Below are 23,818 nucleotides of genomic sequence, written 5' to 3' on the forward strand. Positions count from 1 at the left end.
CAAGCTTGCCCCTCGATGCCCATAAAGAAAATTTTGTAGATTTAGTCCTGTTCCAATTCCTATAAACCTATGACCACCAGCTCGCTGCCAAGAAGAATTTTCAGGGTATTTGCGTGGATCGTGGGCGTATTACTGGTATTGGCGCTTGCCTTTTTCACCCGCGTAGATCGCAAGGACTATCATTTGGAGGAATATTATCTCCAAACCATGGGCCACCTTGATACATTGAACCTCCATCCAACACTTGGCCCGACCTGGCTGGCAGGCTGGTCCAAGGTCAATACCACGCCGCAAACGCCTGCAAAGCTGCTTGGCTATCGGCCAAGGGGAAGATATGATTTTGTGCAAGACAGCAGCTATATCCGATCGCTGATTATCGGCAATGGACGGCAAAAAATCGCCTTTGTCAACTATGAATTGATGATTGTCCATCCCTACCTCCAAGAGCGGATATTAAAAAGGTTGGATGAGCTCCATTTCCCAGTTGACATGGTTTATTTCACCGCTACGCATACCCACAGTGGCTTGGGGGGATTTATTCCCGGGCTGATGGGAAAGCTTGCCTTGGGAAGTTTTGACAGGAACGTCGTGCAGCTTTTGGAAGACAGGACGCTGCAAAGTCTCCAATTGGCACTTTCCAGTATGGATACAGTCTCCATGCATTTTCGAAAGGTCGCTACCGACAACCTTGTGGCCAACAGATTGATTGAAGGCAACCCGATAGACCCCTACGCCCGGCAGTTGATCTTGGAGAAAAAGAATGGGGCAAAAGGTCTGATGACGACTTTCAGCGCACATCCGACGATCCTACACCCAAAGTTTATGGGCCTTTCGGGCGACTACCCACATTACTTCAATGAGAGGCTTGAAAATACCAGCGTCGACTTTTCGCTCTTTGCAGCCGGGACGGTCGGCAGTATGCGGCCACTTTCTTCTGGTGATCAGCCTACAGATGTCCGAGCATTTGCGGATGAGCTTGCAGGACAGTTGGCCGAAAAGGAAGGACAAGTCTTTTTGGAAAGTTCGCAACGGATGAAATGGGCGGCACTGCCGGTCCAATTGCGCAAAGCCCACTTCAGGTTGGGGAAGAATGTCCGGGTAAGACCTTGGATTTTCAACCAACTTTTGGGTGAAACCAACGCGCATTTTGACTTGGTCCTCCTTGGAAATGTCCTGATGATCAGTTCCTCCGGCGAAATCTCCGGCGAAATGATGGAAGCTTGGGAATCGTTTGCCCTGGAAAATGGCTTGCACCTGATGATTACCTGTTTCAACGGCGGGTACATCGGATACATTACGCCCGATGACTATTATGACATGGAACTGTATGAAACCCGGGATATGAACTGGTTTGGACCTTACAATGGCGCATATTTCGACGAAATCATCCGGAAGTCTATTTCCCGCATGGCACAAAATTAAATGAATTTTTTTAAGAGGATTTCCCTCACCCCAGCAACAACAGCACCCAGGTTATCAAAAAGCTAGCTTCCAAAATTTGCCGTTTGAGCTGCGTATCCCTTTTTGAATTAAGAAAAACCACCATATGGATATGCGAAATCAGCAAAATGACCAGCGCATGCATGTGGTAAAATGACGGCTGGAGCATAAGGCTTGCGAAGAATAGCAGGTTCACTGTGATTGCCAATACCACTATCCCTCTTTCCAAGTGGACAATATTTGCAACCGAAGCGATGGACCTGAATCCATGGCGGGCATCTGATTCCCGGTCCCAAAGCGACAAGATCCAAAGATTGATCAGGGCCAACAAAAAGAACCCGAACAGGTATAAAAAAACATAGGCCGGCAAAAGTTCAAATCCTTTTTGCCAGATTGGGAAAATTGAAATGCCGGCGACGTAGACTAGCGCGATGAGGATTTCCTTCGTCCATGCCCCAAAGCGACCAGCGTATTTGCCCAAAAGCGAGGTCCCCGCTACCAATCCGGCCAGTGCGCCGGCGTAAGGAACAAATCCTTGAAGCGTTTGGTCGAACCCCACGAGGATCAATGCCATGGCTGCACAAAGCCCCAACGAAAGCCAAATGATTTTGTAATGCCGTAAGAAAAAGCTCCTTCTTGGCTCCTCATCCGTGTTGTTCAAGGCCCGAGCGTCCAAGAGATGATCAAGCATATAGATTCCCCATACGACTAGCCCCAGTCCAAGGTACACCGAAATTGGTACCTCCACTTCCAAGAAACTGGCAAAAAAATACATGCCGCCCATCGCTGCCAAGACCACATCCAAGGAAAGGAAATTGATCAACAGCCAGATTTTTCGAATAAATACCATTGCACAAAATGATGGGCTGATCAGCGAAAACCAATCACCGATCAAGCCGATTTTCTTTATATTGGAAGGAATAAACCCATTCAAACCTATGAAAAAACTCCTATTAATCCCCATGCTTTTATTGTCAGTGATTGTTTTTGGCCAAAACAAGACAAAAGTCGCCTGTGTAGGCAACAGCATCACCCAAGGACCCGGCAGGGACAATACAGATAGCTACCCGCTCCAAATGCAAGCGATATTGGGAGATGGCTATGAAGTGAAAAACTTTGGAGTCAGCGGCAGAACCATGCTCAAAAAGGGAGATTATCCGTATTGGAACGAGGCTCAGTTTGAGGAGGTCAAGACCTTTCAGCCTGATATCCTGGTCATCAAACTTGGCACGAATGACTCCAAGCCCCAAAACTGGCAGTACAAGGATGACTTCGTCAATGACTATGTGGCCATGATCACCGAGTACAAAAAGCACATGCCCAAAAAAGGAAAGGTCTATATCTGTATTCCGGTCCCGGTGTTCAAAGACAACTTCGGTATCCGCGAGCGCGTGTTGGTGGATGAAATGCGCCCCAAGTTGATGGAAATTGCCAAAAAGACCAAGTCCAAAACCATAGATCTTTATTCCCCATTTGAAGGAAAATCGGCCCTGCTTCCGGACGGGGTTCACCCCAACAAAGAAGGCTTGGGAATCATGGCACAGACTGTAGCCAAGGCATTAAAGGACTGATCGTTTAGACCCAAAGGAGCTTTTCTCAATCCAAGCCGGTGAAATAAATTACGGGCGGTTGAATTGTCCTGCAACCGCCTTGAATAAGATTTCCCTGGGCTATAATTTTATTCATGGCCTTTTTGAGGAAAGCTTGATTCTCGACGCAAAGATTCTGAGAATCTGAAACTGGAGGGTTTTCCACGGTTTCATGGTTTCATTCCTACGGGCCTTTAGAACCAAAGTAATCATGTCAAAGTACCCAAAACAACCACAACTATTTGTTGCGCATATTATCATTGCCTGCAGTATTTCAGTAATTTTTTCGGGCTGCCAAAAAGAAAACCCGGAAAATCGTCACAACACATGGACACACTATGGAGGCAGTCCTGACCAGTCAAAATATTTTGACGCTGGCGAGATTACAAAGGAAAACGTGGGGCAACTTGAAATCGCCTGGCATTTCCCTACGGAAGACGAGACTCCCTATTTTTTCAGCCCGATTATCGTGGATTCAGTCATGTATGTGATGGGAAAACACTCCTCTCTTATCGCTGTGAATGTCCGGACGGGAAAGGAAATCTGGATCCATGCCAATTTGAATGGACTTACCCGGAGAGGCCTGAACTACTGGGAAAGCAAGGACAAAAAAGATAAACGACTGATTTTCACGATCAGCAACACGATCCAAGCCATCAATGCCGAAACCGGAGAGACCATATTGGGTTTTGGAACGGACGGCTATGTGGATTTAAGGGAAGGTCTGGGACGTGAACCAAGTTCCATCCGAAGAATCCAGCCTATGATGCCGGGGGTGATTTTTGAAGACTTGCTTATCATTGGATCTGCACCCGGAGAAAATTACTTCTCCGCTCCTGGTCATGTCAGGGCTTACAATGTAGTGACAGGAAACTTGGAATGGATATTCCATACGGTGCCGCAGCCCGGTGAATTTGGCTATGATACCTGGCCAAAAGATGCCTACAAATATGTAGGAGGTACCAACGTTTGGAGCGAGATTTCTATCGATACCCAAAGAGGCATCGCCTATCTACCAATTGGGTCCCCCACCTATGATTATTACGGTGCTGATAGAATTGGCTCCAACCTCTTTGGTAATTCGCTTTTGGCACTGGATGCGAGAACGGGAAAGAGATTATGGCACTTCCAAACCGTGCACCATGATCTTTGGGACTACGATATAGCCTCTGCACCGCAGTTGCTGACAGTAAATCACCAGGGCAAAAATGTGGATGCTGTGGCTGTTGCGACCAAGCATGGCTTTGTATTTGTCTTTGACCGGGTAACTGGCGAACCCCTTTTTCCAATCGAAGAAAAGCCATTCCCTCCAAGTGAGATGCTTGGGGAACAAGCTTGGCCTACGCAACCCATTCCCTCTCTTCCCACCTTTACCAAACAGGAAGTCACCAAAGAGACTTTGAATCCGTACTTCCCGGACAGCATCCGGCAGGTTTGGTTAAAAAGGTTGGAAAATGCAAAGTCGGGAATTTATATCCCGCTGTCAGATAAGCACGAGAATATTACGATGCCGGGTGCGTTGGGCGGAGCAAATTATGGCAATACTGCGTCCAACCCGACCAATGGTATGATGTACATCTTGACGCAGGAACATGCGTCTATCTACAAACTGAACAAGGTAGAACCACCCAAGGTTGATTTGTCTGCAAATGATCTCCAAAGGGTTCAGACTTTATTTAATTCAACCTGTCAGACCTGTCATGGGAAAGACATGGCAGGTGGGTCAGCGCCGGCCATTAGATACGCGGGACAATATTTGTTTTATGATGATTTTAGAAACACTGTGATCAACGGAAAAGGACAAATGCCTGGGTTTGTCCATGTGGATGAAGAAACGTTGAAGGCAATGTACCGGTATATCGGCGGCAATCCGGCGACAATGAATTTTCGGAGAAACCTGGAGCCAAAAATCCCCGATGGTCCAGTCGTGGCATCTGGTGGCGCAACGATCAAACCTGATCAAAACAAGGTAGCGCCGATGTCTGATTATCCCGAAGATATCGAACATCCGGCGGAGAGGTACACGACTGACTACGGTTTGGATTGGCCTGGCTTGGCCGCGCCACCATGGTCATCCATCGTCGCCTACGACCTGAATACCGGTAAGATCGCTTGGAGAAGGCCTGTCGGTCAGGATTCGCTCTACGTGCAGGGTGACCAAAGCAAAGGTGCCCCAGGCGGCACCCTGAGGAAGGGGATGATCGTCACTTCGACGGGAGTGGTCTTTGCTACCGCAAAAGGGGGGAAGTTATATGCTTTCGATGCCGACAATGGTGAGCTATTGTGGGAACAAACGATGAGTCATGAAGTCAATGCCCAACCCAGCATGTACATGCTGGACGGAAAGCAATACCTTGTCATCAACGCAACGTCAAATTTCACAAGAGACAGCTACAACCATTCCAAAAAACCGGGCGCAATGCCTAGGGGATATGTTGTCTATGCTTTGCCGGCTAAGAAATAATAAAAATTTGTCAATTTAGGAGTGAGCGTGACCTCCCAAAAAGCACCGAGTGGGTAGTTTTTGGGAATTCTGAAAAATAAAACCAAACCCAAAGGACCTATGAAAAAGATCTTGATTTTACTGATTCTGAGTATCAGTTTGCAGGCAGCTGCCCAAAAGCTCAGCGAGCGGATCATCCCGAATGACCCCTCAAAATACAGGGAACTGTCCGCAGTACACCAAGGTGCCGGTAACATGGGCTTCACCCAATTGATTGGCCGAAATGACTTGGCGACGAATTTCCTCTATTTACATGCGGGAAAAATCCAGGCAAAATCTGGGATTGGCCATCATTTTCACCATTCGATAGAAGAAATGTTTGTCATCCTGGACGGGGAAGCAGAGTTTACCGTCAATGGCCGTACTTCCAAAATCAAAGCGCCCGCAGTGGTACCCTGCAAAATGGGAGATTCCCATGCGATATACAATTCTTCAGATGCAAACCTGACCTGGCTCAACTTCGCCGTCAGTCGCACGAAGGGCAAGACGGATGCCTTTGACCTTGGGGATACCCGTGTGGGTGCTAGCCTCGACCCGGTTCCCGCCTTTGTCAATGGTAGGTTGGAAAAAGAAAAGCTGAAGCCGAATAATCCAGCCTATTCTGGCGAAGGGGTCCTGTACCGGAGGATTCTGGGGCCGGAAGTATTTACGACCGATTGGCATCATGTCGACCACGTAGTCATTCCTGTGGGCGGGCGGGGAATCACTCGGAAACTTGAGGGTTTTGAAGAGGTCTATTATGTGACCAAGGGGAAAGGAAAGGTTAGCATCGGAAATGATACCGGAACTTACAAAGCCCATGATGCTTTCTGGGGGGCATTGGGAGAGAGCTTGAGTTTTTCAAACGATGGGCCCGAGGATCTCGAACTATTGGTAATTGGCATTGCGGCACCCAGGCAAAAGAGCCTTGCTATCGAGAAGCCACTGATTGCCCCAAAAGCCATGGTACTGCAGATGGAGTTTGTGGTTGATAAGGAAAACGCCAAAGCCTTTGAGGAAATGTATTATTCGATTTATGTCCCGGCAATGGTCGTCCAGCAGGGGTATTTGGGTTCTAAGTTACTGCGTTTATTCCCTGAAAATTTATCCAAGGAAATCCAGGCAGAACCGACTACTTACAATTACCAGATCATGATTTCTTTTGATACAGAAGAAAACAGGAGGAAATGGGTCGCCAGCAAACAACATGATATTGCCTGGCCTGCGGCATCCGGGCTTGCCAAGGAATTTAAATGGAAAGGCTATGACGTGATGGGCGATGATGACCAACGTTGACGACCGAATTTGAAACAAATATCCATAACCATGAATACAAAAGCATTTATCCTCTTTTTCAATCTTGTCCTGATTACAGGATGGCTATCTGCACAGACCATATCGAAGGAAGAGATGATTTTCCTGACCTCAGAATGGAAAGGAGAGCGTTTCCCGGATGGTAGACCTAGAATCCCCGATGATTTGTTGGAAAGGGCAAAGCGCATCATGATCGACGACGCCTGGAACGCCTTGCGGAATGAGGGATACCACAATCAATTTGAAGGTGGCTGGAAAATGGTGAATGAAACCTTGATGACGGGACGTGCTGTCACCGCCATGTATCTCCCAAGCAGGCCTGATGTCGAACGAAACATCAAAGAGAGAGGTGCCAGGCAGGGCAGAAAAGGCAACACCAATTCATGGCCCATCGATACCCTTGTGCCAGGGGACCTGTATGTAGCGGATGCCTATGGCAAAATTGGGGGTGGACCGATCATGGGCTCTACCTTGGCCAATTCCATATTCAGCAAATCAGGCAACGGCGTGGTTTTCGATGGCGCGGCTAGGGATCTTCAGGAGATCAGGAATATGAAGGGATTCAACGCGTTTGTGCGTGATTTCCACCCGTCCTTTACGGAAGAGATGGTGTTGATGGGACTCAATACACCGATACGCATTGGAGGAGCGATCGTGCTGCCTGGTGATTTGGTGATCGCCACTGTCGAAGGTGTGCTTTTTGTTCCGGCGCATTTGGCAGAACAGGTCGTCTCTGTGGCCGAATTTGTAGTCAGGAAAGACCAATTTGGATTCGAAATGGTGAGGAACAATATCTACAGCACTGGAGAAATAGACAGCCAATGGACAGACGAAATCAAGACTGCCTTTCTCAAATGGCTGGAGAAACGCCCCGACCTCGGTACCATGACAAGACAGGAATTGGACCAAATGATGAGTAAGCGGACCTGGTGAGAATATCACACACCTTTAGATGGAAAGATCACAATACGTCAACAATCCCATCCTTACTCATTTTCCTCCAACTACAAATAATTCACATATCCTTCCTTATTCGTCCTGATTTTAAACACCTTGCTGTAACTTACTATATAAAGAGTCTTCATATCCTCATCCCCGAAGCAAAGGCTTACTGGGAAGGAAGGCATGTTGATCATCCCTACAAATTTTCCTGTTTTGTCAAATATCTGCACGCCGTAATAGGTCGCCACATAGATGTTTCCCTCTTTGTCAATCGCCATACCGTCCGCTCCTGAAGATCTGCCCCCTCTTTCCAACACATCTTCGGTTAGGTGCACTTTTGCAAACTGCCGTCCATTGCTGATGCTGCCATCGGCTTGGACATCATAAGCCCAAATGTAATTGTCCTTTTCACTTTTGACAGGGTACCATTCTTCTTTGTCAAAGCAATTGTTTATATAAAGCGTCTTGCCATCTGGAGAAAGCAATATTCCATTAGGCATGGCAAATTCGTTGGGTTTGGTGATTCTTGAAATTTCGCCTTTTGGAGAAACATAATACACCGCTCGGCCGGGTTGGAATTTTTCAGCTTCCATCGTGAATTGAGGATCGGTGAAATAGAATCCGCCTTTTGTATCAGTGATGATGTCATTTGGCCCATCAATGGGCTTCCCTTCATACCGATCTGCGAGCACGCGCAGCACCTGTCCATTTGTATTCATTTCCACTACCCTATGGCCCATCATGTCACACACGATCAGGTTGCCATTCTTGTAGGGATACAGCCCATTTGTTTGCATCTGACCTTGGGCAATATTTCGATAGCTGCCATCGGGATTCATCACGACAGTGGAGCTTTTTTTCGGATCTCCATTGTAATCTTTATCGAAGTACATATTGGAGAAGTAAAGCTTGCCATTCATCCACTTCGGCCCTTCGGAAAAAAACAGTTCGGGCTTTGTTTTTTTGCCATCAATAACCAATTCCAGCGTGGCGTCTTCAGGGATGAACTCGCGAAATCTTGACATGCTTTCGCTTGCCTTTTGAGAATAATCGGGTCGGGAAGGCCAAAAAATATCCAAGGCATCCGCACCAGAGGATCCGATGTTGGCCCCATGCACAAAATTGCCCGGAATCCGAACCGCATCATGGGCTTCCATGCGTTTGGTTTCATCCAGAAGGATTTCATCCACAGCACCTCTCAGCACAAACATGATTTGTTCTTCGGGATGGATATGATGTCCAAATTTCGAATCCGGATCCATCGAAATAAAGCTCAAGAGCATATTCCTTCCCGAAATCAGCCTTGCATGCGCGCCAGAAGCAAGTTCAGTCAGTTGAATGTCGTAGAGATCGTAAATCTTGTTAGGTTCCAAATTTGGAGAAAGGGGATTTTCGATATCCGAAATATCTGAGGGAAGGTTTTCTATACCTGCAAGCTGTAGGTAGTCCAAGCGCAAGGGGCTGCATACCTCGAAAACCTTCGCCCCTTCACTGCCACTTTGAATGGAATATTTGCTGCCCTTTTCCAGATAGACAAAGTCAATCCTAGGAGTACCGTTATGGATTCCGGTTGGAGCCTCCCTTTTCTTAGAGGTCATGGTCATTGAATTTCCGTTGATCTGAATGGTGGCCGCTCCATCGATCAGAAACACAAACAGGTCTGATTCAATCGTTTTTTCAGGAATCACTGCCTCTGGATCTAGTCTTAGTTCGGCCAGCATGGCCCCTTTGCCCCAAAGAAGCTTTCCCGTTACTCCGGGTTGTAGGCTAAAATCCCCGATTGAATCAAAACTTGAAACCCTTCCATCTCCCAACATCGCCGAAATCTTGGTATCGGAAACATCGATGAGCTGTCTCACCGTAAGGCCATACTTTTCGATCAGTTCGGCGTTTCTTTTTCCCCATTCGGGTCCTGAAGGTGAACAACTTAAAAAGGCAAAAACAAATAGTAATCCAACGAGATGATGATGGCAAATTCTTCGGTTCATAGGTTATTTGGATAGGTTTATCACTCAAAAATTAACCAATAAAAAATTCAGAACATCAACCACTTATACGAAATCGCGGTGAAACACTTCCTTTTTACGTAGGACTTTTGATGCCGAATCTAGGCTTTGGAAATGAAAAAAGCCGCTCGATGGCGGCTTTTTTGGGTTTAATTGTTCTGTTGAATATGCTTAATTGCCTTCAAGCGCATTGGCTCCGGCCACGATTTCAAGGATTTCACTTGTGATGGCTGCCTGACGGGTTCTGTTGTACATCAACTTCAATTCCTTGAGCAGTTCTGCGGCGTTTTCGGTTGCCTTGTCCATGGAGGTCATCCTGGCGCCGTGTTCAGAAGCATTGCTTTCCAAAACAGCCTTGTAGAATTGGGTTTTCAAAGCGGTAGGAACCAAGTCCTGTACGACATATTCTTTGGATGGTTCCAAGATATAATCCGTCGGCTTCGCCTCGGTTCCTGAAGTATTCAGGGATCCCATGGGAAGAAACTGTTCCACGGTGATATCTTGAGTCGCGACGTTGCGGAAGTGGTTGTAAACCAATACAACCTCATCGAATTCACGTTTGATAAAACCTTCCATCGCGAAGGAGGCGATCTTCCTTACTTCCTCGTAGGAAACATCCTTGAAAATCTCAAAGAAATCGCCATTGATCCTGAAATCTCTCCTCGTGAAAAATTCAAAGGCCTTTTTACCCAAAGGCAAGACGGTCACGTCTTTTCCCTTGTACTCATTGCTGACCAAACCACTTGTGGTTTTAAGGATATTGGAATTGAAAGCACCGCAAAGTCCCTTATCCGAGGTCATCGCTACGATCAAGACCTTTTGGACCGGCCTCTTTTCGGCATAGGCGATTTCCAATTCTCCACCCATGGACGATACCACCTCATCCAAGATCGCGGTTAGTTTTTGGGAATAGGGACGCATTTTCAGGATACGTTCCTGGGCCCTTCTCAATTTGGCAGCCGCAACCATTTTCATGGCACGAGTGATCTGCTGTGTTGAGGCCACAGAATTGATCCTTTGCTTTACTTCCTTCAGGTTAGCCATAGCTCAAATGTGTTCGAAAAGGATAACCGAAAGCCGAAACAAATCCGGCCTTCAGCACCTACTTATTCAAATTAGAGTTTTGTATACTTTGCAGTCAGATCTTTTGCAGCCTTTTCGAGGATTTTCCCTGCAGCGTCGAGATCGTTTTTGAGCAACAATTCCAGTGCTTCGGGGTAGCTGCTTTTCAACAGATTATAGAATTCAGTTTCAAACTGACGAACTTTATTCACTGGAATGGTATCCAAGAAACCCTTTGTAGATACGTAGATGATGGCTACTTGGTATTCGACCGGAACTGGAGAGTACTGAGCTTGTTTAAGTATCTCTTGGTTCCTCCTACCTCTTTCGATTGTCCGCTTTGTGGATGCATCCAAATCAGACCCAAACTTGGCAAAGGCTTCCAATTCACGGAATTGCGCTTGGTCCAACTTTAGCGTACCTGCCACTTTTTTCATTGATTTTATCTGCGCGTTACCACCTACCCTAGAGACGGAGATACCCACGTTGATTGCAGGACGGATACCGGAGTTGAACAGGTTGGACTCCAAGAAAATCTGTCCGTCGGTAATGGAAATTACGTTGGTCGGAATATAGGCAGAAACGTCACTTGCCTGCGTTTCGATAATTGGGAGGGCGGTTAGCGACCCACCACCTTTCACCAAATGACGAATAGACTCAGGAAGATCATTCATTTGTTGGGCGATCTTGTCGGAGTTATTGATTTTAGCCGCTCTCTCCAACAATCTTGAGTGCAAATAGAACACGTCACCTGGATACGCTTCACGTCCCGGAGGTCTTCTCAACAAGAGGGAAACTTCCCTATATGCAACGGCCTGCTTGGACAAGTCATCATAAATAATCAATGCAGGTCGGCCGGTGTCACGGAAGAATTCACCGATAGATGCTCCTGCGAACGGGGCAAAGAATTGAAGTGGTGCAGGGTCAGAGGCAGAAGCAGAGACAACCACAGAATATGGCAAGGCTCCACCTTTTTCCAAAGCTGATACGATACCTGCTACGGTAGAAGCTTTCTGTCCGATTGCCACATAAATACAATAGACTGGTTGGCCTTTTTCGTAATATTCTTTCTGGTTCAGGATAGTATCGATAGCCACGGCTGTCTTACCTGTTTGACGGTCACCGATGATCAATTCCCTTTGACCCCTACCGATAGGAATCATGGAATCGATCGCCTTGATACCTGTTTGAAGTGGCTCATTGACCGGCTGACGGTAGATTACACCTGGAGCTTTTCTTTCCAGTGGCATCTCATAAAGCTCTCCTGTAAGTTTTCCTTTGCCATCGATAGGATTTCCCAATCCATCAACAACACGGCCCAACATGCCATCGCCAACTTTTATCGAAGCGATTTTCTTGGTCCTTCTGACGTTGTCTCCTTCTTTAACAAGTTTGGAGTCACCAAAAAGCACGGCGCCCACATTGTCTTCTTCCAAGTTGAGTACCATCGCCTTGAGGCCGTTGTAAAACTCCAACAACTCACCAGCTTGTGCCTTGGAAAGTCCAAAAATACGGGCTACACCGTCACCAACTTGAAGGACGGTTCCCACTTCTTCGAGTTCAGCTTCTGTATTAACATTGGAGAGCTGCTCTCTCAATATGGCTGAAACTTCATCAGGTCTTACTTGTGCCATTATATTTTCAATTATTTGTTTCTGTTATTAATACAATTTGACAAAATACCGTTGGGCAAATCCCAATCTCAGGTCTCTTAACTTGCCGCTCAGGGAATCATCCAAGACTTTGTCGTCGACTTTGAGGACGAAACCACCAATCAGGTTCGGATCGATTTTCTCCTCCAATTCAACCTTGGCTTTACCAGAAATTTCCTTCACCACGGCTACGAACTTGGAGCGAAGATCGGCAGTTAGGGGTACTGTGGTAGTCACTTCCGCGATCTGGATCCCAAGATGCTGGTTGTATTGCCGGATAAATTCCTTGGCGGTAGCCAACAGTACATTGGATCTGTTTTTCCGGGTAACGATATCAAAAAAATTCATCGTGATCTGGTGTCCGTCCTTTTCGAATAGTGCCTTTAGTACATTGCCCTTTTTCTCGGTATTTACGATAGGACTTTCAAACATGAGCACCAAGCCTCGATTTTCGGACGAAAGTGTGATCAGTTTTTTGACATCCTTCAAAACCGGTTCGAGTGCATTTCTCTCGACTGCCAATTCCAAAAGCGCTTTTGCATATCTAGACGCTACTTTAATCGCAGTCATATTCAGTTCATCTTAACGTCTTTCAACAACTCATCCACCAAGGCCTGCTGTGCAGCATCCGTGGCAAACTTTTTCTTCAGGAGCTTTTCAGCGACTTCGAGGGAAAGCATACCTACTTGCACTTTCATTTCTTCAAGCGCTGCCCTCTTCTCAGTTTCAATAGCCGCTTTGGCATTTTCCAGGATTTTCCCTGCATCTGCCTGAGCCTTTACCCGAGCTTCCTCGATAATCTGCTTGGCTGTCTCAGAGGCTCTGTGCAGCATCTCGTCGCGCTCGATCTTTGCCTCGTGGACAATTTTTTCGTTTTCAGCCTTGAGGTTAGCCATTTCATTCCTTGCTTGTTCGGCTGACTTCAGAGCCGACTCGATGCTCTTCTCACGTTCGTCCAAGGCCGCCAAAATTGGCTTCCAAGCATACTTGCTGAGAAGGAATAAAACGATCAAAAATCCGAGTGCAGACCAAAAGATCAGACCTAAGCCAGGTGTAATTAGTCCCATAGTTTATTATTTAATGCTGATTTGTTCAATAGTTGAAAGGAGGGGACTGACCTAGCGTCAGTCCCCGCTTCTTTGCTTAGAAAGTGTAATTACCCAATGCAATCAGCAGACAAACTACCACTGCAAACAGGGAAACCACCTCAATAAGAGCCGCGATGATCAGCATGGCAGTCTGGATTTTACCAGCTGCTTCAGGCTGACGGGCGATGCCCTCCATAGCTTGCCCACCGATTCTACCAATACCCAGACCTGCGCCAATCGCGACAATTCCGGCACCGATACCTGCACCCATAAGTGCAAAACCGGCAGTAAGTAAGATTGAAGTTAACATACGTGTTAGGTTTTATAAATTGAACAAAGAAATTCCTGATTAATGGTGGTGCTCATGCTCCGCTACCGCCAATCCAATGTACATGGCAGAGAAAAGGGTGAACACATATGCTTGAATGGTGGCGACCAATAGTTCAATGAAGTTGATAAATACAACCATGATTGTACTCGCCACCCCAACTGCGTAAGATTCAAAAACGAATATCAGCGCAATGAAGCTCAAGATCACAATGTGGCCCGCAGTGATGGCCACAAAAAGACGGACCATCAAGGCAAATGGCTTGGTAAACAAACCAATGATTTCGACCGGAACGATGATCAACAACAGTGGGGCCGGTACGCCAGGTGTCGCAAACACGTGCTTCCAATAATCCTTGTTACCATTCAAGTTGGTGATGATGAAGGTAAAGATCGCCAGTGTAAACGTCAGAGAAATGTTGCCCGTGAAATTCGCCGCCTCCGGAAAAAGACCCAACAGGTTGCCTATCCAAATGAAAAAGAACAAGGTCAACAGATAAGGCGTGAATTTCAGGCATTTCTTGTGGCCGATGTTTGGGAGCGCAATTTCATCCCTTACAAAGACTACTATTGGTTCAATGAAGGACGCTATGCCCTTTGGAGCTGTTCCAGGACTCTTGCGGTAATGTTTCGCCGCCGAAAGCATTAAGAAAAGAATTACTGCCATGATGATGAACATCATCGCCACGTTTTTGGTAATCGAAAAATCATAAAAAACCCTGGATGAATCTGCTGCTTTGAGCTTGTATGTCTTGTCGATGTAGTAGCCGTTGACGACTACGTTTTCGCTGATTTCGTGGGTCTCGTGGTCGTGAAACTGTGAAGACATAAACACTTCCAATCCTTGGTCCGGAGAGTAAACAATCACCGGAAGCGGCAAGGTGACATGGGTGTGGCCTATGGTTGCAAAATGCCACTCGTAATTGTCCATCACGTGGGGCAAAATAAAGCCTGTCTTGCTTTCACCATCCCCCGCGGCCAAAACCGGAAAAGAAACGTTCAGTAAAATGACTGATAATAAAAGACTTATTGAAAGAAATTTGCGGAGCATCAGATAATTCTTTAGTGCCTATCTCGAATTCGGGCGCAAATTAGCTATAAGCATGTATATATCAAACAATAAGTAAAGGAAATAAACGATAAAGAAATTGACGATGAACAAAATAATATTTTCAACACCAAGCATTAACATGACTGCCACGAAACCAATACTGGATAAGAGGCGCAGTCCAATTCCGCCCAACAGGATGCTCACAGAATTTTCTTTGCTGAGTTGTAAAAGGTAGTGGGTAAACATTCCAGTAATCCAAGTCAGGATAATAAAAAATGCCATGATGGTCCACATGCTTTCATGGATCCAGGCAGGCTTTATGTATTGCTGGATCACGTAAATCACTCCTCCCAATAACAGTGAAAGAAGTATCAATTTGAGGGTAAGGATTTTGATTGCCTTCATGAAAGCTTGGGTGAAGGCGCAAAGCTAGTCTTTTTTGTGCTTTTGTTCAGCACGCTCGTCATTTTTCAGACTTACGTAGAGTTGGTAGAACGCAATCACCGTAAATAGCAGACAAAATAAAAGTATCCACAGTGGAAACTTCATGCCACTTTTTTGCTGAATCTTCCAACCTATCCAAGTCCCGAGGCCAATCACAGCAAAAAGCTGGAAAGAAAGCCCAAAATACTTCAGAAAAACAGGTGGGCTAGGCGGAGACGAGCTGTTTTTGGGATTTTTCTTCATGCGGTCCCGATTTGGAATTCATGCCTGCTTTGGCATCCATCCTGCAGTCGCCATTGAAGGTAGCTCCATTTTCGATGACCAGCTTTTGGGTGCTGATATTTCCAAGGATGACGGCCGTCTTGGTAAGGTACAAAGTACCCGAACAGGTGACTTCGCCTTCCACTTTGCCGGAGATTTCCATTTCGGGGGATTGGAGGTTACCCTTGATGGTGGCCGAATCGCCTATGACGATCTTGGTTTTTGATTCTACCAAGCCTTCCAATTGACCTTCAATCCTGATATTCCCAGCTGCTCTGATATCACCTACTATTTTGGTCTCTTTGGAAATCACGTTGGTTGAACTCACCATCTCTGTTGCCGATTTTTTTTCTTCTAACTTGTTGAACATACTAGTCGAATGTAATGAACTCCTTTGGATTTAGGGGGGTGCCTTTGTACCACAATTCGAAGTGGAGATGCGGCCCGGTCGTCAGTTCGCCCGTATTTCCTATCACGGATACGATTTCGCCTGCCCTCACCACATCACCAGTGTGTTTCAATATTACCGAATTATGTTTATAAATCGAAATTAAGTCATTGGAATGTTGGATGCTGATCACATACCCGGTTTCCAGCGTCCAAGAGGTCCAAATGACCGTTCCGCCTGCAATTGCCTTGACAGGCTCATTTTCCTTAGCTACGACGTCAACTCCAAAGTGGTCATTTTTCGGGGAAAAAACTGCCGTCAAAACGCCCTTGATTGGAGGAAAAAAGTAAGTCTCCATAAACGTGCTGTTGCTCACCCCAACGACGGGAGTAGACTCGAGGGGCAATCCCTGAAACTCGTCCAGAATACTCTGTGTACCTGCCGAAGGCTGATATACCAATCCCTCTGGCTTTTCGACCTGTAAACTTTCTTCCGTTTTGGGGGCTGAAAGATCCTCCATTTCCGTTACGTTGCCCTCCATGATCTTTTCGAGGTTGGCGAGGTAGGTGTCTTTTTGGCTCACGGCCATGGTCAGCGAATCCACCATATCTGTCAGCATCAGTACTTTGGCTGTATTCTCCGTTTCCATAAACATCGGGTCAAACCACTGCCTGAGAAAGGTCCTTGCCAAAATCAGGGAAAGGCCAAAAACGATGATAAAGGAAAGTACGCCCAAAATCAGAATCCTGAAAATCGATATATTGACCGATCCCAAGACAGAAAAATCCTGTTTCTTCCGGACGACAACCAAGTATTTTTCATTGAGCCTATCGGCCCATTTTTCTCTTAAACCCACACTTGCAAGATTTCGGTAAAGCCTGTAAAAATATTATATTCCGCCGAAGCGTTTACTAATTTACACCATTTACAGTAATTTGGAAACCCAAAGTCTACGGCTAAGCCATGAAGCAAAAGATTTCCCTGTTTGTATTTCTGCTTTTTTTGATGGCCTGCTCTTCTGAGCGGAACACTTTTTTGAACCGGGCCTTTCACAATACAACGGCAAAATACAATGCCTATTATTATGCCAACGCAAAAATCCAGGAACTTGAGGCTGGCATCCAGGCCAATCACCGGGAGGATTTCACACAAGTACTTCCTGTTTTCTATCGCATTGACAGTGCTTTTATCAAGGAAAACAAAGAACTGCTCAAAGATACCCGTGAGTTTGCCTCCAAAGCTGTGGATTGGCACAGAATATCCAAATGGGTAGATCCAAGCTATTTCCTCCTGGGCATGGCGGACTATTACGAGGCACAATTTGACGATGCTTCCAATACATTCAAATACCTCAACGTCAATTCAAAAAAGAAGAAAATCAGGCACAGAAGTCTCATCCAACTCCTTAGAATTTCCACCGATTTGGGAAATTTCGAAGATGCAAATTATATCATCGACTATCTCACCAAGGAAACAGGGATCAGCTCCGACAACAAGTTCCACCTGTACAAGAACCTGGCGTACTATTACGACAAAAGGGGAGAAATCAATGGCAAACTCGGGGCATTGGACCGGTCACTTGCTTTCACGAAGAACAAGAAAGAGTTGTCCCGCACCAACTTCATCATTGCCCAGCTTTACCAGCGGGAAGGGCTCAATTCTTTGGCTTTTGATTATTACCAAAAATCCCTACGAGGAAATCCCCCTTATGAGCGGTACTTTTTTGCCCAGTTGTATGCGCAGCAGGTTGCCGACCTCAACCGCGGCAAAGACGTAAAGCGCGTCCGGAGTTATTATGACGATCTTTATAAGGACACCAAAAACAAGGAGTTGCGTGATGTGATCCTTTATGAGAAGGCGGTTTTTGAATTGAAACAGGGTGATGTCGAAGAAGCCGAGAGACTCTTGATCCGTGCGGCAAAGGAAGATGGCAACAATCCAATACAAAAAGGCTATATCTATTCGAAACTGGCGGATATCGCATTTGAAATCAGGAACGATTTCGTCACTTCCAAATATTTCCTTGATAGTGCCGCCACAAATTTCCGCCCAGTCGACCCTCCGTATGAGGACATTATGGCCCGCAAGGAAGTCTTGGATAGATATGTGGAAAATTACCTGACGGTCAGCAGAAATGACAGCCTTCTCCAGCTGAGCGAACTCAGCCGCGAAGCGCAGGAACGAATTGCCCAGGACTTCATCAAAGCAGAAGAAGAGCGCCTGCTGAAGATGGCAGCGGAGAAAGACCAACCCAAGGCAACCGGCATCTTCGATAATTTGTTAGCCTTCAGTGGCCGTGGTTCTGGACAGTCATTTTATTTTGAAAACGCCCTTGCCATACAGCAAGGCAGCATAGATTTTTCGCGAAACTGGGGCAACAGGCCGCTACAAGACAATTGGCGACGGGCGAGCCAAAGCTTCCAAACTCCAACTTCCAGCCAAGGCAATGTGATTGGCCAAACCGACAGTCTTGGAGCGGAACCGGAAAACCCCATTCTTTCCCAACTTCCGGAATTGGAGACGCTGCTTTCCAAGATCCCAAGCAATCCCGAGCAAATCAACCAAATGCGTCTGGACCTCGAAGAGGCATATTTTGAGCTTGGCAAGATCCTGTTTTTCGATTTGAATGTTCCGCTGATTGCAATCGAAAACCTCGAAAGCCTGATCACCAAATATCCAAATTCGGTGAAAAAACCCGAGGCCTACTACATCTTGTATCTGGCCCAAAAGGAAACCGGCGGTAATGCAGACATCTATGCACAGCGGCTAAATCGGGAATTCCCGAACTCGCCCTTTACACTTTCGATCAACAATCCCGAAAAAATATCGGGAAACCAAGCGTATCTGGAATCTTCCCGTGGTTACAAAGACGCCTACGAGCTTTATCAAAACAAGCAATACACCGAATCGAGACAGAAAATCCGCTCCACACTTGAGCAGTTTCCTTTGACAAAAAACACCGATCGACTGCTGCTGTTGGATATCATGGTCACGGGCAAAATCGACTCGAAAGACCTCTACCAAGAAAAATTGGAAAACTTCATCCAAACCTCGGAGGATGAGCCCTTGGTAAATATGGCAAGAAATATGCTTGGACTATTGACTGGGCCGGAATCTGCCGAACAAGAAGCAGGCGAAAGCGAGCCCGAAGAGCAGTCTGCGGAAACTACCGAGGAAGAAGTCCCCGTCGAAACTGAGGCCGAGGAAGCTGAAAGCCCTTACAAAGATAATCCTAACCAAACCCATATATTTGTGATCGCAATGGACCCGGAGAAAGCGCGGGAATCCAAAAACCTCTTGGGGGACTTGGAACTGTTCCACAGCCAAAATTTCGCAAGTTTCAAGCTGCGGACCGGCAATATGAACATGGGGAGGGAAAATGTTATATTCATTATCAGCCCTTTCAGTAATGCCGAAAAAGGGATTACCTACAGGGACAAGTTCATGTCCGATTTCCAGTCCAACATCCTTTCAGATGAAGAAAAGGGTAACTGCTTTCTCATATCAATAGAGAACTTCCAAGAACTCAACCGAAGGAAAAATCTGGACGAATACAGAAATTTCTACAAAAAGGCGTACTAAATACCTTTCCGATACTTTCTACAATGGCGAATATCACCACCGAAAAAATCATCAAATACATTTGGATAGCTTTTGGAGCAGGATTATTGGGCTTCATCATCTTTGTTTGGGCAGTGAGCGCCAATTTTCTGGGCCTTTTTGGAGAATTGCCCGATTTCAAGGAGTTGGAAAACCCCCAAAGCGAACTTGCGTCCGAGCTCTACACTTCCGACGGAGTCTTATTGGGAAACTATGCCCGCGAAAACCGTAGCCCGGTGAGTTATTATGAACTCTCGCCGAATTTGGTCAATGCCCTGATAGCCACCGAGGACGTACGTTTCCAGGACCATTCAGGAATTGACTTCCAAAGTATGGGAAGGGTTTTGTTCAAATCCATCATCCTGCAGCAAGGGGCAGGCGGAGGAAGTACGCTCAGCCAACAGACTGCCAAAAATCTTTTTAAGACCAGAAACCAAGACAGTCAGGGGATTCTCAGCCGAGTGCCCGGCCTGAGGATGCTCATCATCAAAACCAAGGAATGGATCGTGGCTGCGAAGCTCGAAAAGTCCTATACCAAGGATGAAATCCTGACCTTGTACCTCAACACCTCAGAATTTGGAAGCAATGCCTATGGTATCAAGACGGCATCCAAAACCTTTTTCAACAAAGAACCCATTGATTTGAATATCCAGGAATCGGCGATTTTGGTCGGCCTGCTCCAGGCACCTACGCGATTCAGTCCTGTTTTCAATCCAGAGAATGCCATCCGAAGGAGAAATACAGTTTTGGGTCAAATGGAAAAATATGATTTCATTTCTGAACAAGCCCATGATTCGCTGACACAGTTGCCGATTGAGTTGGATTACAAAGTCCTCAACCAAAACCAAGGTTTGGCGACTTACTTCAGGGAGGTCATTAAGGCCGATTTGATCAAATGGACGAAAGAAAACCTCAAACCCGATGGATCCCCCTATGACCTGTTTGGAGATGGTCTGAAAATCTACACGACCATTGATAGCCGAATGCAACGCTATGCTGAAGAGGCCGTGGATGAACACATGCGGGAGCTTCAGAAAAAATTTGAAAAGGAAATGGGCACGCGCGATCCTTGGATTGACAACAACGGACGTGTCATTCCCGATTTTCTGGAGACCGCGGTCAAGCGTACCGATGCTTACAGAAACTTGGTAAAGCAATACGGTGCCGGGTCCGATTCTATCCAAATCATGCTTAACCAGAAAAAACGGATGCGTATATTCTCCTGGCAGAGAGGTGAAATCGATACCACGATGAGTACTATGGACTCACTGAGATATTACAAAAAACACCTCCAGACCGGATTTGTCTCCATGGATCCACATACCGGTCACATCAAGGCCTGGGTCGGAGGTATCAATTACAAATACTTCAAATTTGACCATGTCAGGCTCAGCAAGCGTCAGCCAGGCTCAACCTTCAAGGCATTTGTGTATGCTGCCGCGATCGAAAATGGCTACAGCCCTTGCTATACGGTCATTGACCAACCCGTCGAAATCAATATTCCCGGACAACCGACTTGGAGCCCCAGCAACGCCGATGGCAAATTCTCCTACGAAAAGATGACCATCCGACTGGCAATGGCCCAATCTGTCAACTCAGTAACGGCATTTATGATGAAAAAGCTCGGACCAAAAGTAATCGTAGAAACTGCCCACCGATTGGGTATCACAAGCGATTTGGAAGAAGTGCCCGCGCTAGCTTTGGGTACAAGCGATGTTTCAGTGTTGGAAATGGTTGGTGCCATGGGCACCTTTGTGAATAAAGGAGAGCATATTACTCCGTTTTATATTGACCGCATAGAGGACAAAAATGGCAATGTCCTCGAGCAGTTTACGCCGAAAAAACGACCCGCAATGAGTGAGGAACATGCTTACCTGATGACATACATGCTAAGGGGTGGGTTTGAGGAATCCCAAGGGACAAGCCAAGGAGTGCCCTGGACCCTTCGTGAAGGCAACCAATTGGGAGGAAAAACTGGAACAACCCAAAATGCCTCCGATGGATGGTATATCGGGATGAGCAAAGACTTGGTTTCTGGAGCTTGGGTTGGCGGCGATGATCGGGCTATACATTTCAGAAGCTGGATTTCAGGCCAAGGTAGCCAAACTGCGAGACCTATTTGGGTAAAATATATGGCCAAAGTCTATGCCGACGAGACCTTGGGATACACAAGGGGACCGTTTCCACTGCCGGAGAGACCATTGAGCATTGAGATTGACTGCGCTAAGTATGAGTTGGAAAATCGCGGCTTTACGGACTTTGACTACGATCCGAAGAAAACCGATTTCTAAATCTACCGTATCTCAAGAATTTGCAAAAACAGCCTACTCGGCTGTTTTTTTATATTTGTAGGCTATGTTGACAAGTTCGTCGTTCCAAGCTTCAGATTACAATTCACTCCCCGATTTGCCTGGGGTTTATAAATACTTCAATGCCTTACAGGAACTGATCTATGTAGGCAAGGCAAAAAGTCTGAAAAAAAGGGTCAGTAGCTATTTCGTAAAGGGCACGCGTCTGAATTACAAGACCAGACGGATGGTCAAGGAAATCCAGAAAATTGAAATCACGATCGTGGAAAACGAGCTGGATGCGCTTTTGCTCGAAAACAATCTCATCAAAAAAACCCAGCCACGTTACAATATCCTTCTCAAGGATGACAAGACCTATCCCTACCTCCTTCTGACCAAAGAGCCATTCCCAAGAATCTATCCGACCCGCAAACTGATACCCAATCGCGGAACCTATTTCGGACCATTCGCATCCGTAAAGGCGATGAACAACGTATTGGAACTGATCCGCAGTATTTTTACCATACGCACCTGTAGACTGGATCTCAGCGCTGAAAATATCCAAGCAAAAAAATTCAAGATCTGTTTGGAATACCATATTGGCAACTGCCTCGGCCCTTGCGAGGGATTGCAAAAAGAAGAAGATTACCTCAAAGAAATCGAGCATGCCAAGCATATTTTGAAAGGAAACCTTGGCGCAGCGAAAACCTTCCTCAAGAAAAACATGCTGGAGGCGGCTGAATCATTGGCTTTTGAACGGGCACATTATTTCAAAAACAAACTTGACCTCCTCGAAAAATACCAAGCCAAATCCTTGGTAGCAAACCCATCCATCCAGGACTTGGACGTTTTTGGGATCGAATCCGATGAGAAATCCGCCTATGTGAATTACCTCAAGGTGAAAAATGGAGCCATCATCATCACCAAAACCGTTGAGCTGAAAAAGCGACTGGACGAAACGGAAGGCGAACTTTTACTTACGGCAATCATCCGACTCAGAGACCAGTTTAATTCTGACGCAGAGGAAATCATTGCGAATATTCCCTTGGAAGAGGAGTTTGAAGGAATGAACGTAACTGTCCCGAAAATTGGCGATAAGAAGAAACTTGTAGAACTCTCTCTAAAGAATGCACAGTACTATAGAACCGAAAAACTCCTCAGCGCGGGTGAAGTCAAAGACAAAAAAGACAGAGTCATCAAACAACTACAGGCTGACCTTTCCCTCAAGGAAATCCCCAGGTATATCGAGTGCTTTGACAACTCCAATATCCAAGGCACTAATCCGGTAGCCAGTATGGTCTGCTTTCTCAACGGAAAACCCGCGACAAAAGAATACCGCCACTTTCATGTGAAGACCGTCGAAGGGCCCAATGACTTTGCAAGCATGACAGAAATCGTGGGTCGTCGCTACCGTCGGCTATTGGAGGAGGAAAAAGACCTTCCCAACCTGATTGTAATCGACGGAGGAAAAGGACAGCTCTCTTCAGCAGTGGAAGCGATGAAGGAATTGGGGATTTATGGCAAAGTGCCGGTGATTGGTATCGCCAAACGCCTGGAGGAAATCTATTTCCCTGAAGATCAATATCCTCTTCACATCGACAAGAAATCTGAGTCACTCAGGCTCCTGCAAAAAATCCGAGACGAAGCCCACCGCTTTGCCATTACCTTTCACCGACAGGTACGCAGTAAGAAGGCTTTCAATACCACGCTCACGGACATCGAAGGGATCGGCGAAGCAACGGCCAATAAGCTTTTGAAACATTTCAAATCGGTCAAAAAGATCAAAGAAGCCGATGTGGAAAGCTTGGCAGCAGTGATCGGGACAGACAAAGCGGAAAAAGTCTTCAACACGATACAACAAAAAAAGAGCGGGGATTAGCCCGC

At 46.3% G+C, this 23,818-nt stretch carries 20 protein-coding genes; 8 read left to right on the top strand and 12 right to left on the bottom strand.

The window, feature by feature from the left end:
- The first annotated feature begins 69 nt into the window (after positions 1-69).
- On the top strand, positions 70-1,422 hold the full coding sequence (locus tag C943_RS04510) for a neutral/alkaline non-lysosomal ceramidase N-terminal domain-containing protein (protein ID WP_008624710.1): 1,353 nt from the start codon (positions 70-72) through the stop codon (positions 1,420-1,422).
- Positions 1,423-1,447: 25 nt separating this feature from the next.
- Here C943_RS04510 and C943_RS04515 read toward each other — a convergent pair whose 3' ends face one another.
- Positions 1,448-2,290: a UbiA prenyltransferase family protein gene (locus tag C943_RS04515; RefSeq protein WP_211208860.1), complete on the bottom strand. Its 843-nt coding sequence runs from the start codon at positions 2,288-2,290 to the stop codon at positions 1,448-1,450.
- 88 nt (positions 2,291-2,378) lie between these two features.
- Between C943_RS04515 and C943_RS04520 the strand changes: the two genes are divergently transcribed.
- The 4 genes from C943_RS04520 to C943_RS04535 all read left to right on the top strand — a co-directional run bounded on the left by C943_RS04520 (position 2,379) and on the right by C943_RS04535 (position 7,758).
- Positions 2,379-3,011 carry a GDSL-type esterase/lipase family protein gene (locus C943_RS04520; RefSeq protein ID WP_040479011.1) on the top strand — a complete coding sequence of 211 codons (633 nt, stop codon included), beginning with the start codon at positions 2,379-2,381 and terminating at the stop codon, positions 3,009-3,011.
- Positions 3,012-3,240: 229 nt separating this feature from the next.
- Complete coding sequence (locus C943_RS04525) at positions 3,241-5,493, top strand: outer membrane protein assembly factor BamB family protein (RefSeq protein WP_008624714.1); 2,253 nt, start codon at positions 3,241-3,243, stop codon at positions 5,491-5,493.
- 99 nt (positions 5,494-5,592) lie between these two features.
- Positions 5,593-6,807, top strand: coding sequence for a cupin domain-containing protein (locus C943_RS04530; protein WP_008624717.1), 1,215 nt, complete (start codon positions 5,593-5,595; stop codon positions 6,805-6,807).
- 30 nt (positions 6,808-6,837) lie between these two features.
- The gene (locus C943_RS04535; RefSeq protein WP_008624718.1) at positions 6,838-7,758 is read left to right on the top strand and encodes an RraA family protein; all 921 of its coding nucleotides are present in this window, start codon (positions 6,838-6,840) and stop codon (positions 7,756-7,758) included.
- A gap of 71 nt (positions 7,759-7,829) precedes the next feature.
- On the opposite strand, the gene C943_RS04540 is transcribed toward C943_RS04535, so the two are convergent.
- The 11 genes from C943_RS04540 to C943_RS04590 form a co-directional block, all read right to left on the bottom strand.
- Positions 7,830-9,755 (bottom strand): SMP-30/gluconolactonase/LRE family protein, encoded by a 1,926-nt coding sequence (locus C943_RS04540; protein ID WP_008624719.1) that lies wholly within the window; start codon positions 9,753-9,755, stop codon positions 7,830-7,832.
- Between the two features lie 189 nt (positions 9,756-9,944).
- Positions 9,945-10,817: an ATP synthase F1 subunit gamma gene (atpG, locus tag C943_RS04545; protein ID WP_008624720.1), complete on the bottom strand. Its 873-nt coding sequence runs from the start codon at positions 10,815-10,817 to the stop codon at positions 9,945-9,947.
- 71 nt (positions 10,818-10,888) lie between these two features.
- Positions 10,889-12,469 (bottom strand): F0F1 ATP synthase subunit alpha, encoded by a 1,581-nt coding sequence (gene atpA, locus C943_RS04550; RefSeq protein WP_008624721.1) that lies wholly within the window; start codon positions 12,467-12,469, stop codon positions 10,889-10,891.
- Between the two features lie 27 nt (positions 12,470-12,496).
- Positions 12,497-13,057 carry an ATP synthase F1 subunit delta gene (gene atpH / locus C943_RS04555; protein ID WP_040479014.1) on the bottom strand — a complete coding sequence of 187 codons (561 nt, stop codon included), beginning with the start codon at positions 13,055-13,057 and terminating at the stop codon, positions 12,497-12,499.
- Positions 13,058-13,059: 2 nt separating this feature from the next.
- Positions 13,060-13,554, bottom strand: a complete 495-nt coding sequence (gene atpF / locus C943_RS04560; RefSeq protein ID WP_008624731.1) for a F0F1 ATP synthase subunit B — start codon at positions 13,552-13,554, stop codon at positions 13,060-13,062.
- Positions 13,555-13,630: 76 nt separating this feature from the next.
- Positions 13,631-13,885, bottom strand: a complete 255-nt coding sequence (gene atpE / locus C943_RS04565) for an ATP synthase F0 subunit C (protein WP_040479016.1) — start codon at positions 13,883-13,885, stop codon at positions 13,631-13,633.
- Between the two features lie 39 nt (positions 13,886-13,924).
- Positions 13,925-14,953 (bottom strand): F0F1 ATP synthase subunit A, encoded by a 1,029-nt coding sequence (gene atpB, locus C943_RS04570; protein WP_008624735.1) that lies wholly within the window; start codon positions 14,951-14,953, stop codon positions 13,925-13,927.
- Positions 14,954-14,971: 18 nt separating this feature from the next.
- Complete coding sequence (locus C943_RS04575; protein ID WP_008624738.1) at positions 14,972-15,358, bottom strand: hypothetical protein; 387 nt, start codon at positions 15,356-15,358, stop codon at positions 14,972-14,974.
- Positions 15,359-15,382: 24 nt separating this feature from the next.
- Positions 15,383-15,640 (bottom strand): AtpZ/AtpI family protein, encoded by a 258-nt coding sequence (locus C943_RS04580; protein ID WP_008624739.1) that lies wholly within the window; start codon positions 15,638-15,640, stop codon positions 15,383-15,385.
- A complete protein-coding gene (locus C943_RS04585; RefSeq protein WP_008624741.1) occupies positions 15,603-16,028 on the bottom strand; it encodes a bactofilin family protein in 426 nt (141 codons plus the stop codon). The genes C943_RS04580 and C943_RS04585 overlap by 38 nt, the downstream gene beginning before the upstream one ends.
- A gap of 1 nt (position 16,029) precedes the next feature.
- Positions 16,030-16,902 (bottom strand): M23 family metallopeptidase, encoded by an 873-nt coding sequence (locus C943_RS04590; protein WP_008624743.1) that lies wholly within the window; start codon positions 16,900-16,902, stop codon positions 16,030-16,032.
- 107 nt (positions 16,903-17,009) lie between these two features.
- On the opposite strand from C943_RS04590, the gene porW reads away from it, so the two are divergent.
- The 3 genes from porW (at position 17,010) to uvrC (ending at position 23,813) form a co-directional block, all read left to right on the top strand.
- Positions 17,010-19,628 (top strand): type IX secretion system periplasmic lipoprotein PorW/SprE, encoded by a 2,619-nt coding sequence (gene porW, locus C943_RS04595; RefSeq protein WP_008624745.1) that lies wholly within the window; start codon positions 17,010-17,012, stop codon positions 19,626-19,628.
- A gap of 23 nt (positions 19,629-19,651) precedes the next feature.
- On the top strand, positions 19,652-21,937 hold the full coding sequence (locus C943_RS04600; RefSeq protein WP_008624747.1) for a penicillin-binding protein 1A: 2,286 nt from the start codon (positions 19,652-19,654) through the stop codon (positions 21,935-21,937).
- A gap of 64 nt (positions 21,938-22,001) precedes the next feature.
- Positions 22,002-23,813 carry an excinuclease ABC subunit UvrC gene (uvrC, locus tag C943_RS04605; RefSeq protein ID WP_008624749.1) on the top strand — a complete coding sequence of 604 codons (1,812 nt, stop codon included), beginning with the start codon at positions 22,002-22,004 and terminating at the stop codon, positions 23,811-23,813.
- Positions 23,814-23,818: the final 5 nt, after the last annotated feature.

Origin of the sequence: Mariniradius saccharolyticus AK6, from assembly GCF_000330725.2 — a bacterium.
Lineage (GTDB): Bacteria > Bacteroidota > Bacteroidia > Cytophagales > Cyclobacteriaceae > Mariniradius > Mariniradius saccharolyticus.

What these genes read in the sequence shown, in the direction of transcription:
- C943_RS04510 (WP_008624710.1), top strand. Translation starts at nt 70, where the DNA reads ATGACCACCAGCTCGCTGCCAAGAAGAATTTTCAGGGTATTTGCGTGG.
- C943_RS04515 (WP_211208860.1), bottom strand. Translation starts at nt 2,290, where the DNA reads ATGGTATTTATTCGAAAAATCTGGCTGTTGATCAATTTCCTTTCCTTG.
- C943_RS04520 (WP_040479011.1), top strand. Translation starts at nt 2,379, where the DNA reads ATGAAAAAACTCCTATTAATCCCCATGCTTTTATTGTCAGTGATTGTT.
- C943_RS04525 (WP_008624714.1), top strand. Translation starts at nt 3,241, where the DNA reads ATGTCAAAGTACCCAAAACAACCACAACTATTTGTTGCGCATATTATC.
- C943_RS04530 (WP_008624717.1), top strand. Translation starts at nt 5,593, where the DNA reads ATGAAAAAGATCTTGATTTTACTGATTCTGAGTATCAGTTTGCAGGCA.
- C943_RS04535 (WP_008624718.1), top strand. Translation starts at nt 6,838, where the DNA reads ATGAATACAAAAGCATTTATCCTCTTTTTCAATCTTGTCCTGATTACA.
- C943_RS04540 (WP_008624719.1), bottom strand. Translation starts at nt 9,755, where the DNA reads ATGAACCGAAGAATTTGCCATCATCATCTCGTTGGATTACTATTTGTT.
- atpG (WP_008624720.1), bottom strand. Translation starts at nt 10,817, where the DNA reads ATGGCTAACCTGAAGGAAGTAAAGCAAAGGATCAATTCTGTGGCCTCA.
- atpA (WP_008624721.1), bottom strand. Translation starts at nt 12,469, where the DNA reads ATGGCACAAGTAAGACCTGATGAAGTTTCAGCCATATTGAGAGAGCAG.
- atpH (WP_040479014.1), bottom strand. Translation starts at nt 13,057, where the DNA reads ATGACTGCGATTAAAGTAGCGTCTAGATATGCAAAAGCGCTTTTGGAA.
- atpF (WP_008624731.1), bottom strand. Translation starts at nt 13,554, where the DNA reads ATGGGACTAATTACACCTGGCTTAGGTCTGATCTTTTGGTCTGCACTC.
- atpE (WP_040479016.1), bottom strand. Translation starts at nt 13,885, where the DNA reads ATGTTAACTTCAATCTTACTTACTGCCGGTTTTGCACTTATGGGTGCA.
- atpB (WP_008624735.1), bottom strand. Translation starts at nt 14,953, where the DNA reads ATGCTCCGCAAATTTCTTTCAATAAGTCTTTTATTATCAGTCATTTTA.
- C943_RS04575 (WP_008624738.1), bottom strand. Translation starts at nt 15,358, where the DNA reads ATGAAGGCAATCAAAATCCTTACCCTCAAATTGATACTTCTTTCACTG.
- C943_RS04580 (WP_008624739.1), bottom strand. Translation starts at nt 15,640, where the DNA reads ATGAAGAAAAATCCCAAAAACAGCTCGTCTCCGCCTAGCCCACCTGTT.
- C943_RS04585 (WP_008624741.1), bottom strand. Translation starts at nt 16,028, where the DNA reads ATGTTCAACAAGTTAGAAGAAAAAAAATCGGCAACAGAGATGGTGAGT.
- porW (WP_008624745.1), top strand. Translation starts at nt 17,010, where the DNA reads ATGAAGCAAAAGATTTCCCTGTTTGTATTTCTGCTTTTTTTGATGGCC.
- C943_RS04600 (WP_008624747.1), top strand. Translation starts at nt 19,652, where the DNA reads ATGGCGAATATCACCACCGAAAAAATCATCAAATACATTTGGATAGCT.
- uvrC (WP_008624749.1), top strand. Translation starts at nt 22,002, where the DNA reads ATGTTGACAAGTTCGTCGTTCCAAGCTTCAGATTACAATTCACTCCCC.